Genomic DNA, 12,688 nt, shown 5'->3' on the forward strand with positions numbered 1-12,688 from the left:
GATAGTTGCCCCGATAGTTACCCCGATCACCCATCGGCTCGGGCCTGAAGCCGCATGCACGAAGGCCCGGCACGCGGGCCGGGCCTTCGGCGTCAGGGGTTAGCGCATTACCCGGCATCAACGCGGCGGATAGGCGAGCAGTTCGCTGTCGTCGAGATGCTCGCGGCGGCTGCGGCGCGTGAGCCCGTAGGCGACGACCAGCACGCCGAGGCTGGCGACACCGAGCCACAGCGGCTTGCGCTGGTCGGGGATGAACGCCATCGCGACGAGGATGCCGACCATCCCGATGATCGCGACCCAGGTGAGGTACGGATACGCCCACATCTTGACGCGCAGCTTGCTGGCAGCCACCGGGTCGAGACGCTTGCGCAGGCGCAGTTGCGAGAACGCGATCAGCACGTACACGAACAGCGCGACGGTGCCGTACGAATTGACGAGGAACACGAACACGGTATCGGGCGACACGTACGACATCACCACCGACACGTAGCCGAACACCGTGCCGAGCAGGATCGCGCGCACCGGCACGCCGCGCTTGTTGACCTTCGCGAGCGCGGCCGGCGCGTCGCCGTGGCGGGTCAGCGCGAACAGCATCCGCGACGCCGCATAGAGGCCCGAGTTGAGCGCGGACAGCACGGCCGTCAGCACGATCGCGTTCATCACGTTGGCGGCAGCCGGCAGGCCCATCACTTCGAGTGCGCTCACGTACGGCGTGGCCATCTGATGCGAGTTCCACGGCACCAGCGCGACGACGAGCGCGACCGAGCCAACGTAGAACACCAGCACGCGCGTGATCACCGAATTGGTGGCCTTCGCAACCGCTTTCGCTGGTTCCTTCGCCTCGGCCGCCGCGATCGTGACGATCTCGGCGCCGAAGTAGAAGCCGGTCGCCGCGACCGCCCCGCTCATCACCGGCCCGATGCCGAGCGGCATGAAGCCGCCGTGGCCGAGCAGCGTCGGCAGCACCGACGTCGTGTGCATCGACGCGGGCCACAGGCCGAGCACGTAGAGGCCGCCGAGGAACAGGAACACCATGATCGCGCCGACCTTGATCGACGAGAACCAGAACTCGAACTCGCCGTAGCTGCCGACCGAGATCAGGTTCGTGAGCGTCAGCACGACCAGCAGCGCGAGGCTGATGATCCACGCGGGCGTATCCGGCAACCAGAACTGGATCAGCTTGGCGCCGGCCACCGCTTCGAGCGCGACGACGATCACCCAGAAATACCAGTACATCCAGCCGGTCAGGAAGCCCGCCATCTTGCCGGGCCCGCGCCAGTTGCCGAACGCGAGCCGCGCGTATTCGTAGAACGAACCGACGGCCGGCATCGCGCATGCCATCTCGCCGAGCATCCGCATCACGAGCACGACGAGCCCGCCCGTGATCAGGAACGACAGGATCGCGGCCGGCCCGGTCTGCTGAATCACCACGCCGCTGCCGACGAACAGCCCGGCACCGATCACGCCGCCAAGCGCGATCATCGTCATGTGGCGCTGCTTGAGCCCACACTTCAGGTCACTCTGATTCGAGGGTTGCATGTCTTCTCCATATCCAGTTGTCCGGACGCCGCCCGCACGCCACCATCGGGTGAGCGCGGGCGCCGCCGGCGACGGCGCGTGCAGGGGCGCCTGCAGCCCCGGCCGCACGGATTTCTATTGCTTTTATTGTGTTCGACCGCCCGGCGCGCGTTGTGTCACGCCGGGCGATAGGCACTACGTTCAGGGCTTTTCGTCGTTCCTGAAGTAAGACAGGTAGAGCATCCGTTGCCCGAGGCGCCGGAACGGCGCGAACGGGTGGCCAGGCAGCGGCGACGTGAAGATCGGCAGCGTCTGCCGTGCGCCCTTCCCCGCGATCTGCTCGGCCAGCCGGCGGCCGGCCTGCTGCGAGTACGACACGCCGTTGCCGCCGTAGCCGAGCGCGTAGTACACCGACTGCCGCGGGTCGGGCTGGCACACGCGCGGCATCATGTCGTGGCTCACGTCGACCCAGCCCCACCATGAGTAGTCGATCTCCACGCCGCGCAGCGCGGGAAACTTGCGCGCCATCCCGTCCTTCAGCAATTCGAAGTGACGCGGGTTCGGCGCATCGTCACCGGTAATCGCGCTGCGGCTGCCGATCTGCAAGCGGCGATCCGGCAGGAAGCGATAGTAGAAGCGCAGCGTACGCGTATCGGTCAGCACCTGCGTCGTGCGGAAATTGCACGCGTCGATCTCCGCGTCGGTGAGCGGGCGCGTGACCATCGAGTTCGACAGGATCGGCATCACCTTGCTGCGCAGCGACGGATGCAGCGTCTGCGCGGTGTACGCGCCGGTCGCGATGCCGACTGCACGGGCCCGCACGACGCCGCCGGGCGTGCGCAGGTGATGCACGCCGTCGATCGTCTCGAAGCCGAGCACCGGGCTGCTCGTATGCACCTTCGCGCCGGCTTCGCGCGCGAGGCGCAGGTAGCCGAACGCGAGCTTCAGCGCGTGGATGCCGATGCCTTCCGGCTCGTGCAGCGCGCCGGCCGCTTCGTGGTCGTTGATGAATTCGCGGCGGAAGGTTTCGGCGCTCAGCAGCTCGGACGGATAGCCGAATACGTCCTTCCACACCTTCGCCTCGGCCGCGAGCTTGGCCATGATGCGCGGACGATGCGCGATCAGGAAATGGCCGCCCGGCTGCGGGTCGCAGTCGATTTCCGCCACGAGCGACTTGAAGTTCTCGAAGCCTTCGAGGATCTCGTCGTGCATCTTCAGCGCAACGTCCTTGCCCCAGCGCTCGATCCACTGCGAGCGCGACAGCCGGCCCGATGCGTTCTGCCCCTGCCCGCCGTTGCGGCTGCTGCAGCCCCAGCTCGTGCGGTTGGCTTCCAGCACGACGGCCTTGATGCCGTGGTCCCGCGCGAGGCACAGCGCGGTCGCGAGGCCCGTGTAGCCGGCGCCGATGATCGCGACGTCGACATCGAGATCGCGCGTAACGGGGCCGTCGTCGGGCGGCGGGGTGCCGGCCGTCGCGACCCAGTAGGTCGGCGCGTACTGCCGGCCGCACCCGGGCCCCGGCGACACGAGCGGATCGTAGGTCGGGTCGTAACGCGTATCGTTCGGCCGGCCGCCGGCGAAGCCGCTCGCGGTGCGTTCGATGGAAGGGGTCGACATGCTCAGACCTCCGACGCGGGCTGGCCTGCCGCGCCGCAACGGGCGCGCGAGGCGATTCGACTGACTGATGCGGGGCGCACGCTCGCCGCACGGGCGAATGCTGCCGACTGCCTGTTGGTCATGCCTGTCTCCTGATCGTTCTCTTCGGGTCGATCGTGTGCAGATGCTTCAATGCGGCGATCTGTCGAGGAAAGTGTAGGCAGGCCGATTTTTCGCAGGTAGGGCCAGTGGACCGGATTCGCTTGGACCAGCGCGTGGGCGGCCGAATGGCGGGCAGACGGTGGTGGGTCGCGATCGGCAGGGGGACGCGGCGCGAGCCTGGCACCACCGGGAGATCGATCAGCCGGCAGCATCGGACGACCGGCTGACGGCAGCGGTCAGAGGCGTGGGCATGGGCATGGGCGTTGGCGTAGCCGTGGCCGTCGTCGTTGGCTCGGGTGTCGGCTCAGGTGTGGGCATGGCACCGACCGACGACCGCCCCGCCGATACGACCCCGCGCCCCGCCCCACCCGCTGTCACATCGCGCGCACTGCGACGCCGTCCACGCCGCCGCGCTTCTCGATCGCCCGCGCGGACACGATCGACAGGAGTGCAGACAACATCACGTAAACCCCGACGAGCCACGGCGCCCCGCCGTTCACGCGCAGCAACGCGGTCGCAACGATCGGCGTGAGGCCGCTCGCGAAGATGCCCGACACCTGGTAGACGAACGAGATGCCCGTGTAACGCACGTTCGCGTCGAACAGCTCCGCGAACAGCGCGGCCTCCGGCCCGTACGCCATCGCGTAGAAGATCCCGAACGGGATCACCAGCGCGAGCCACACGGCGAGCAGGTGGGTCGACTGCGTCTGCAACAGCCAGAACGCGGGCAGCACCGACAGCCCGCACAGCGTCGCGCCCCACCGGTACACGCGTGCGCGGCCGAGCCGGTCGGACAGCCCGCCGAACACCGGGATGAACACGCACATCACGACCGCCGCGCTCATCACGCCGAGCAGCGCGTCGCCGCGCGAGATCGACAGGTTGCGCGTCATGTAGCCGATCGAGAACACCGCGAACACGTTGAAGAACACGCCGTCGATATAGCGCGCGCCCATCCCGAGCAGGATCGCCTCACGATAGTTGGCGAGCAACTCGACGACCGGCAGCTTCGTATCGCGCCGCTGGCGCTTGAGCGCGACGAACTCGGGCGTATCGGCCACGCGGGTGCGGATGTAGAAGCCGACCGCGACCAGCAGCAGCGACGCCGCGAACGCGACGCGCCAGCCCCACGCGAGAAAGGCGGCATCCGGCAGCGCACGCGACAGCGCCGCGACCACGCCGGCCGCGAGACACAGCCCGATCGCGAGCCCGATCTGCGGCAGGCTCGCATACAGCCCGCGCCGGTGCGGCGGCGCGTACTCATACGCCATCAGCACCGCGCCGCCCCACTCGCCGCCCAGGCCGATGCCCTGCAGCACGCGCAGCGTCAGCAGCAGCACCGGCGCCCACATGCCGATCTGCGCATAAGTCGGCAGGAACGCGACGCCGGCCGTCGACACGCCCATGATCAGCATCGTCAGGATCAGCGCGGACTTGCGCCCGACGCGGTCGCCGAGATGGCCGAACAGCAAGCCGCCGAGCGGCCGCGTGATGAAGCCGACCGCAAACGTCGCATACGCGAGCATCGTCGACACGAACGCGTCGCCGGCCGGAAAGTACTGCTTGTCGAACACGATGCCGGCGACCACGCCGTACAGGAAAAAGTCGTACCACTCGACGGTCGCGCCGATCACGCTGGCCGCGGCCACGCGTCGGACGACCCGGGAATCGATTGCCATGCGAGCTTCTCCAGGTAAGGATGCGCCGCAACCTGCCCCGGCGCCTTGCCGGCGGGGGCATCGATGAACGCGCGGCGGCCGTCCGGGCGCAGGCGCACGGGCCACGCGGGTGATAAGTTGCGACGCCCTACGCGAGCGCCTCGGCGGCCGGCGCGACGCTGTGGCCGCGATCGGCCGCGCGCGCGTCCTCGAGGATCATGTCGGATGCCTTCTCGGCGACCATCACGATCGGCACGTTGGTATTGCCCGATACGACGGTCGGCATGATCGAGCAGTCGACCACGCGCAGCCCGCGCGTGCCGTACACGCGCAGCCGCTCGTCGACGACCGCGCGCGGATCGCTCGCGACGCCCATTTTCGCGGTGCCGGACGGATGGAAGATCGTCTGCCCGTATTCCCGGCAGAACTCGAGCAGCTCGTCGTCCGTCTGCGCGTCCGCGCCCGGCCGCACCTCGCGCTTCATCAGCGGCGCCATCGGCTCGGTGGCCGCGACGCGGCGCGCAAAGCGCACGCCGGCCACCGTCGTGCGGCGGTCGCGCTCGGTGTCGAGATAGTTCGGCTGGATCGACGGCGCGTCGCGCGCATCGTCGGTGCGGATGCGCACGGTGCCGCGCGATTCGGGCCGCAGCTGGCAGATCGAATACGTGCAGCCGGGAAACGGATGCACGCTGCCGCCCGCCGAATCGGCCGACAGTGTCGAGAAATGGAACTGGATGTCCGGCGTCGCCGATTCGTCCGGCAGCGCACGGCAGAACATCCCGCCCTGGTTGATGCCGATCGCGAGCGGGCCGCCACGGAACAGCGCCCACTGCAGCCCCATCTTCGCGCGACCGATCCACGAATGCAGTTCGTCGTTGGTCGTGATCGGCTTCGTCACTTCGTAGATCAGACGAATCTGCAGGTGATCCTGCAGGTTCTCGCCGACGCCCGCGCGATCGGCGACGACCGGAATCCCGTGCCGGTTCAAGAGCGCGGCCGGCCCGACGCCCGACACCTGCAGCAGTTGCGGCGATTGCAGCGCGCCGGCCGCGAGAATCACCTCGCGCAGCGCGCGCACCTCACGCACCTTGCCATGCTGGACGTACCGCACGCCGGACGCCTGCGCGCCGTCGAACAGCACCTTCAGCGCCTGCGCATCGGTTTCGACATGCAGGTTCGGCCGCCCGCGCGCGGGCTTCAGGTACGCCACCGCCGTCGAGCAGCGCAGCCCGTTGCGCGTGGTGAGCTGGTAATAGCCGACGCCTTCCTGGTCGCCCGTGTTGAAATCGTCGACCGTGCGCACGCCCAGACGGTTCGACGCGGCCACGAACGCATCGACGAGTTCGTGCCGCTGCCGGATCGCGGACGCCCACAGCGGGCCGCCGGTGCCGCGCGTGGGCCCGTCGCCGAGCGTGTTGTGTTCGAGCTTGCGGAAATACGGCAGGCACTCGCGCCAGCTCCAGCCGCGATTGCCGAGTGCGGCCCAATGGTCGTAGTCCTGCTGCTGCCCGCGCACGTAGATCAGCCCGTTGATCGAGCTGCAGCCGCCGAGCGTGCGGCCGCGCGGCCAGTACAGGCGGCGGTTGTGCATGTTCGGATCGGGATCGGTATGGAAGCCCCAGTTGTACACGGGGTGGAACATCGTCTTGCCGTACCCGATCGGCACGTGGATCCACATGTAGCGGTCGGCGGGGCCCGCTTCCAGCAGGCACACCGTATGGCGGCCGCCGTCGGACAGCCGGTTGGCGAGGACGCAACCGGCCGATCCCGCGCCGACCACGACATAGTCGAAGCTGCGTGTCATTCCGTGTCTCCGTTCCGGGGTTTTGGAAAAATCCGGTATGTTTCGTCCAAATTTATTGAGCCCACGGAACGCATACAAGCCGATTTATTGTCCACGCCGTGAATGTGGTACAAAAACCGTTCAATTCGTTTCATTTCCCTCGCCCACACCATCCCGGGACGCACGCCGATCCCGACGGAGGAGACACATGCGCGAAACCGCCCCCGCGCCGCCCGATGGCGCGCCCGCCGACGACGCGCGCGTCCTGCGCGCGCTCGCGGTGCTCGAAGCGCTCGCGTCGGCCGGCCAGCCCTACACGCTGTCGCAGCTCGCCGCGCGGCTGCACATTCCAAAGGCGACGCTGCTGCGCCTGATCGAATCGCTCGAAACGCGCGGCTACGTGATCCACATGCCCGACTCGCGCGGCCATGATCGCGGCATCGCGCTCGGCCCGCGCGCCGCGCAGTTCGCGCTCGCGGCGCTGTCGAACAACACGTTCACGCGCGGCTGCCGCTCGGTGCTGCGCTCGCTCGTCGACGTGCTTGGCGAAACCTGCAACCTCACCGCGCTCGACGGCGACACGGTGCTGTACGTCGAACGCGTCGAGACGACCGAGCCGCTACGGCTCGAGATGCGGCCCGGCATGCGCGTGCCGCTGCATTGCACGGCGAGCGGCAAGCTGTTCCTGTCGCAGATGAATGCGCTGGAGCGCAACGCGATGCTCGCGCGGCTCACGCTGAAGAAGATGACCTACCGGACGCTGACCGATGCGCAGTTGCTCGCGGCCGAGCTCGACCGGCTCGCCGCGCGCGGCGTCGGGATCGACAACGAGGAGTTCGTGCGCGGGATGGTGGCGGTTGCGGTGCCCGTGAAGGAGGCAGCAAGCGGCCGCGTGCTCGCGGCGCTCGCCGTGCATGCGCCGACCGCGCGCGCGACGCTCAACGACTTGCTGGAGAACGTGCCGAAGATGCGGGAAGCGGCTACGCGGCTCGCGCCGCTGCTGCATGCGGCTGAGGGTGCGCCGCCGGGTTGATTGCCGTTACGCGCTAAAGCGTCGAAACCTTCAAGCCAGGTGATAACGCAGCCAGAAAGTCTCGCGGCAAGCGTTGTCGAACGTCATCCGCGTCGGGCCGATCGCTTGCGCATCGGGATGGCGCAGCACGTCGTAGTCGATCCAGCATTCCGCGCACAGCAGGTCGGACGGCGCGCGGTCCTGCTCGACCGAGCGGCGCACGATCGCGCCGTTGTCGAAGCGGTATTCGGTTTCGTCGCGCGTGACTTCGACGTCGTCGTCGGTCCAGCGGTCGTGCGACGTCGCGTGCGACACGATCGACACGGGGCCCGAGAGTCCGTGGATCGCGGCGACGTAGGAAATAAGCTTGTCCATGGCGAGGCGGCAAGGAAACAGATGGCCGCATCGCGCAACGCATGCTGCGCGATACGGCCCGAGCGGCGAGTATAGCCGCGCGCCGAAGACCTTGCCGCCGGCGGGGTTTCGCGCGCTACGCCTCCAGCGCGAGCAACGCGAACGTCGCGAGCCAGTGCTCGCCCATATAGTCGCCGGCCACGTGCGCGAGTGCGCTCGCCAGATGCCGGTCGGCCGCGTCGAGCAGCTTCGCGCGCCGCGCATCGCCTTCCGGGAGCGCCCCGGCCAGCGCACGCTGGCACCACGCGCGGCTCAGGTTCAGCCCGTCGAGGTGCGCGATCTTGCCGTCGCTGCGGTCGCTGACCGTCGCCGGCTCGAACAGCGTCGCCGGCTCGCCGCGCGCGAGATCGGGCAGGAAGCGCGCGAACCAGCCGTCGAATTCGGCAGCCGGCAGCACGCGCCGCATCAGCTCCGCCTCCATCAGCGCGGGCGACAGGAATTCGTCGCCCGACGGCTCCCACGCCTGGCACGCGACATCGTTCAGGTGCCAGCGCTTCGCGGTATCGACGATCAGCGCCGCGAGCCCGTCGCGCTGCGTATCGCGTGCGAAGTCGAGCGTGAGCGCCAGCGCGAACGCAGTGTTGAAGTGCGTGCCGACGCGCAGCGGATAGGTCGCTTTCGGCAGGAAGGTCTCGAAGCGCGACACGAACAGGTCGGTCAGCGGCGCCATCGTCTTCGCCCAGCGCGCGGCCTGCGGCATCGCCCCCTTCAGCGCGAGCCGCTCCAGTTGCGCGGACAGCGCGAGCAGCCACGCCCAGCCGTACGGCCGCTCGAAACCGGCGTTGTGCGGCCGCGCGAGATACGCGCGCTCGCCGGCAACGTTCGCCTCGGTGAAGTGCGCGTCGACGATCGCGACGATGCGTTCGGCCTCCGGCAATGCCGGATAGCGTTCGAGCACGCGCAGCACGAGCCAGTAGCCGTGCACGCACGAGTGCCAGTCGTAGCTGCCGTAGAAGATCGGGTGAAGTGCGCGCGGCCCCTGCACGTCGTGCGGGCCTTCGAGCGAATGCGTGAGCTTGTTCGGATATTCGCGGGTCAGGTGCGCGAGCGCGAGCGACGCGAATTTCGAGGCGAGTTCGGGGGTCAGTCGGTCGGTCATGGGGATCTCGTCAGAAGCGGAATGCGAACGCGTACATCAGCAGCGTGTTCACGGCGAGCAGCAGCAAGGCCGTCGGCCACTGCACCTTGATCACGCCATTCTTGTCCTTCAGTTCGAGCAGCGCCGCCGGCACGATGTTGAAGTTCGCGGCCATCGGCGTCATCAGCGTACCGCAGAAGCCGCTCAGCATCCCGATCGCGCCGACGATCGCCGGGTTGCCGTGGAACTGGTGGACGATCAGCGGCAGGCCGATGCCGGCCGTCATCACGGGGAACGCGGCGAAGCCGTTGCCCATGATCATCGTGAACAGCGCCATGCCGACCGTGTAGGCCGCGACCACCGCGAACGGCGAATCAATCGGCACCCACGCCTTCACGAGCCCCGACACCACGCCGCCGACACCGGCCACCGCGAACAGCGCGCCGAGCGCCGCGAGCATCTGCGGCAGGATCGCGGCCCAGCCGACCGCGTCCATCGTGTGGCGTGCCTCCTTCACCGCATGCACGGGCGAATCGCGCAGCATCGCGAGCGCGACGGCGAACGCGACGAGCGTGCCGAGCACGAGCGAGATCAGCGTCACGCTCTTCTGCTCGACGAACGGCACGAGCTTCAACGCGAACGTGCCGATCAGCGTGACGACCGGAATCAGCAGCGCGGGCAGGAACAACTTGTTGCCGAAACGCTGCGCGAGCGTCTCGCGCCGCACGGCCGCCGCTTCCCCGGCTTCGTCGGACGTGCCGCGCCCGAGCTTGCCCGAGCCGGCGATCACCGCGAGCGCGATCGCGAGGCAGCCCGTCACGAAATGCGGCAGCAGCGCGCCGAACAGGAACGTGAGCGCGTAGATCGCCCAGAACGCGAAATTGACGATGCGGCGCGGGTTCGTGCGGTCGGTCAGGTTGAAGAAGGCGAACGCGGCGAACATCAGCCCCGCGAGCGTGTACAGCGATTCGAGGCCGATCATCGCGCGCCCTCCTGCCCCACCAGGCCGAAGCCGCGCGTGAGCCGACGGTCGAGCAGCGCGAGGCGCGTGCAGTGGATCAGGAGTGCGGCGATCGCGGTCGGGATCGCCCACACCGACAGATGCAGCGGCTCGATGGCGATGCCGTTCTGTTCGAGAAAGCCCTTGATCAGCAGGATCGACTGGATCGCGATGAAGATGTCCTCGCCGAAGAACACGGCGACGTTGTCGGCGCCCGATGCATGCGCGCGGATCTGCTGACGCACCGATTCGGGCAGCTCGCCATGCCGGTTGACCGCGGCGGCCTCGGCCATCGGCGCGATCAGCGGCCGCACCATCTGCGCATGGCCGCCGAGCGACGTGAGACCGAGCGCGGCCGTCGCCTGGCGCAGCACGAAGTACAGCATCAGCACGCGGCCCGTGGTGGCCGCCTGCACGCGCGAGATCATCCGCTTCGCCTGCTCCTTGAGCCCGTTGCGCTCGAGCAGCGCGATCACCGGCAGCGTCAGCCAGATGAGCCCCATGTAGCGGTTTTCGGTGAACGCCTTGCCGAACGCGCTGACGATGTCGACGAGATTCAGCCCGCCCGCCAGCCCCGTCGCGAGCCCCGCGATCGTGACCACCAGCAGCGCATTGAAGCGCAGCGCAAAACCGATCACGACGATCGGCACCCCAATCAGCACCAGCATTGCTCCTCCTTGTGTCGAATGCACGGCGCCTTGGCAACGCGCCGCCTGCCCGGTTTGGACCGGGCTCTGACGGCGCAATCTAACACGAGACTTTATCGACAAAAAGTCGACAATTTACTGCTCCGGGTAAACGTTGAAGTGTGCGAACGCCGTGCCCGGGCCAGGTGTCGGTGGAGTTTCATCCGAAGAATCGGGGACGCGAACGCGCCGGTTGCGGCACGCGCGTCAGCGCCCCGGCCGGCGGCGTGCAGCGGCCCGCCGCGCGTGGCGGAGCCCCGGTGCGCCGACTACACTGGAAAGCATCGGCAACGGACGGGAGAGCCGCCATGATTGACGTATTCCAGACCATCGGCAGCCGCGCGTTCTCCGCTCATCTGGCGAAGGACGGGATGGTGACGCTGATGGAGCAACGCCATGAGGTCGATCGCGTGACGCTCGCGACCGCATATGCCGCGCTCGTCGAGGAGTCCGAGCAGGAAGCCGACCTGCTCGACGCGACGGTCGAAGGGATGATGCGCGCGCTGATCCAGGGGTACGCGCGCAGCCATTGACGGCGCGCCCTCGCCCGTCGGAGCGGATGACGGGCAGCCCCGGGCGCTACGCGGCCGGCGTACCGGCGCCCATGTCGAACCACCGGCCCGCGCGCAGTTGCCGGTAGTCGGCCTGCGTGAAGATCCTCAGCAGGTTCGCGACCGCGCCGTTGCTGGCGCGGTCGAGTTCCGTCATGAACGCTTCGACCTCGTCGCGGCCGGCAAACAGGATCGTGCGAAAGTAGCGTTCGCGTTCCGCGTCGGACAGGTTCGTTGCGCGCAGCTGGTACGGATGGTGAAGCGCCGCGAACAGGAAGTAAAAGCGCTCGGCATCGTCGCGGAGCACGCGCACCGCGTCCGGATCGACCGGAAAATCGCGGTGGAACGACGCATGCCCGCTCTCGATGGAGATCCGGTACAGCAAGCGGCCGTCGTGCTCGGTCACGATCGGCGCGTACGGATCGCGGCTGACCAGCAGGGTGTCGGGCACGGTCATCCGGCATTCTCCCGTCGTTTTTATCGAAGCCGCCACGGTAACATGCCGGCTTCCGCGGCCGGTCGTGCCGAAACGGCCGGACCGGCATGCGCGGGCCGACCCGGCTCCCCTGCTGTCGGCAAACACCGCACCGTCATAGAGGAAACGCACTGAAACGGCACCATGCGCGAATTTTTCGATTGCCGCCGCCCGCGCCGCATGACAGCATGCGGGCGTCGCCAACCCAAAAGAATGCCGTGCCGTCCGGCCGCCGATGCCGTCCGGCGGCGCCGAACAGGCAGCCCCTTCCATGAACCCGGCCCACCTCCAACACTACGAACCGACCGGAGAATTCCGCTTGTGAACATCGGCATCGTCAACGACCTCCCGCTTGCCGTCGAGGCGATGCGCCGCGCGATCGCGCGCCGGCCCGAGCACCGCGTGCTGTGGGTCGCGACCGACGGCGCGCAAGCCGTCGAGCTGTGCGCCGCGCAGCCGCCCGACGTCGTGCTGATGGACCTGATCATGCCGAAATTCGACGGGATCGAAGCGACGCGGCGGATCATGCGATCCGAACGACCGTGCGCGATCCTGATCGTGACGAGCTGCATCGGCGCGAATGCCTGGCGCGTGTTCGAGGCGATGGGCGCCGGCGCGCTCGACGCGGTCGATACGCCGCGGCTCGGCGACGGCGCCGCCGGCGACACGACCCGCCTGCTGCTCGCGAAGATCGACCAGATCGGCCGCCTGCTCGACGCGCCCGGCGGCACGCGCGTCGCCGGCACGGCCTCCCG

General features: G+C 68.4%; 12 protein-coding genes. 3 read left to right on the plus strand and 9 right to left on the minus strand.

Features of this window, described 5'->3' with window-relative positions:
- Positions 1-117 precede the first annotated feature (117 nt).
- The 4 genes from G3N98_RS11680 to G3N98_RS11695 form a co-directional block, all read right to left on the minus strand.
- Positions 118-1,539 (minus strand): amino acid permease, encoded by a 1,422-nt coding sequence (locus G3N98_RS11680; RefSeq protein ID WP_206148266.1) that lies wholly within the window; start codon positions 1,537-1,539, stop codon positions 118-120.
- Between the two features lie 180 nt (positions 1,540-1,719).
- Positions 1,720-3,135, minus strand: a complete 1,416-nt coding sequence (locus G3N98_RS11685; RefSeq protein WP_206148267.1) for an FAD-binding oxidoreductase — start codon at positions 3,133-3,135, stop codon at positions 1,720-1,722.
- Positions 3,136-3,650: 515 nt separating this feature from the next.
- Entirely contained in the window at positions 3,651-4,955 is a 1,305-nt protein-coding gene (locus G3N98_RS11690) for an MFS transporter (protein WP_089474574.1), read from the minus strand.
- A gap of 127 nt (positions 4,956-5,082) precedes the next feature.
- Positions 5,083-6,738 carry a choline dehydrogenase gene (locus G3N98_RS11695; protein ID WP_206148268.1) on the minus strand — a complete coding sequence of 552 codons (1,656 nt, stop codon included), beginning with the start codon at positions 6,736-6,738 and terminating at the stop codon, positions 5,083-5,085.
- A gap of 187 nt (positions 6,739-6,925) precedes the next feature.
- Here G3N98_RS11695 and G3N98_RS11700 point away from each other — a divergent pair, with 187 nt between their 5' ends.
- A complete protein-coding gene (locus G3N98_RS11700) occupies positions 6,926-7,750 on the plus strand; it encodes an IclR family transcriptional regulator (protein ID WP_206148269.1) in 825 nt (274 codons plus the stop codon).
- 30 nt (positions 7,751-7,780) lie between these two features.
- Here the strand turns inward: G3N98_RS11700 and G3N98_RS11705 are convergent, their stop codons facing one another.
- From G3N98_RS11705 to G3N98_RS11720, 4 genes are all read right to left on the minus strand, one after another.
- Positions 7,781-8,104, minus strand: a complete 324-nt coding sequence (locus tag G3N98_RS11705) for a hypothetical protein (protein ID WP_089474572.1) — start codon at positions 8,102-8,104, stop codon at positions 7,781-7,783.
- A gap of 115 nt (positions 8,105-8,219) precedes the next feature.
- Positions 8,220-9,242: a DUF2891 domain-containing protein gene (locus tag G3N98_RS11710; protein ID WP_089474571.1), complete on the minus strand. Its 1,023-nt coding sequence runs from the start codon at positions 9,240-9,242 to the stop codon at positions 8,220-8,222.
- 10 nt (positions 9,243-9,252) lie between these two features.
- The gene (locus G3N98_RS11715; RefSeq protein ID WP_089432462.1) at positions 9,253-10,203 is read right to left on the minus strand and encodes a DUF979 domain-containing protein; all 951 of its coding nucleotides are present in this window, start codon (positions 10,201-10,203) and stop codon (positions 9,253-9,255) included.
- Positions 10,200-10,889 carry a DUF969 domain-containing protein gene (locus G3N98_RS11720; RefSeq protein WP_206148270.1) on the minus strand — a complete coding sequence of 230 codons (690 nt, stop codon included), beginning with the start codon at positions 10,887-10,889 and terminating at the stop codon, positions 10,200-10,202. Before G3N98_RS11720 ends, G3N98_RS11715 begins: the two co-directional genes overlap by 4 nt.
- 326 nt (positions 10,890-11,215) lie before the next feature.
- On the opposite strand from G3N98_RS11720, the gene G3N98_RS11725 reads away from it, so the two are divergent.
- On the plus strand, positions 11,216-11,440 hold the full coding sequence (locus tag G3N98_RS11725) for a hypothetical protein (RefSeq protein ID WP_039357299.1): 225 nt from the start codon (positions 11,216-11,218) through the stop codon (positions 11,438-11,440).
- Positions 11,441-11,486: 46 nt separating this feature from the next.
- Here G3N98_RS11725 and G3N98_RS11730 read toward each other — a convergent pair whose 3' ends face one another.
- On the minus strand, positions 11,487-11,915 hold the full coding sequence (locus G3N98_RS11730) for a hypothetical protein (protein WP_206148271.1): 429 nt from the start codon (positions 11,913-11,915) through the stop codon (positions 11,487-11,489).
- Between the two features lie 339 nt (positions 11,916-12,254).
- On the opposite strand from G3N98_RS11730, the gene G3N98_RS11735 reads away from it, so the two are divergent.
- Positions 12,255-12,688, plus strand: a 434-nt coding sequence (locus G3N98_RS11735; protein ID WP_206148272.1) for a response regulator, incomplete at its 3' end; no start/stop codon positions are given.

The sequence above is a fragment of the Burkholderia sp. Tr-20390 genome (assembly GCF_017104595.1).
Classification (GTDB): domain Bacteria; phylum Pseudomonadota; class Gammaproteobacteria; order Burkholderiales; family Burkholderiaceae; genus Burkholderia.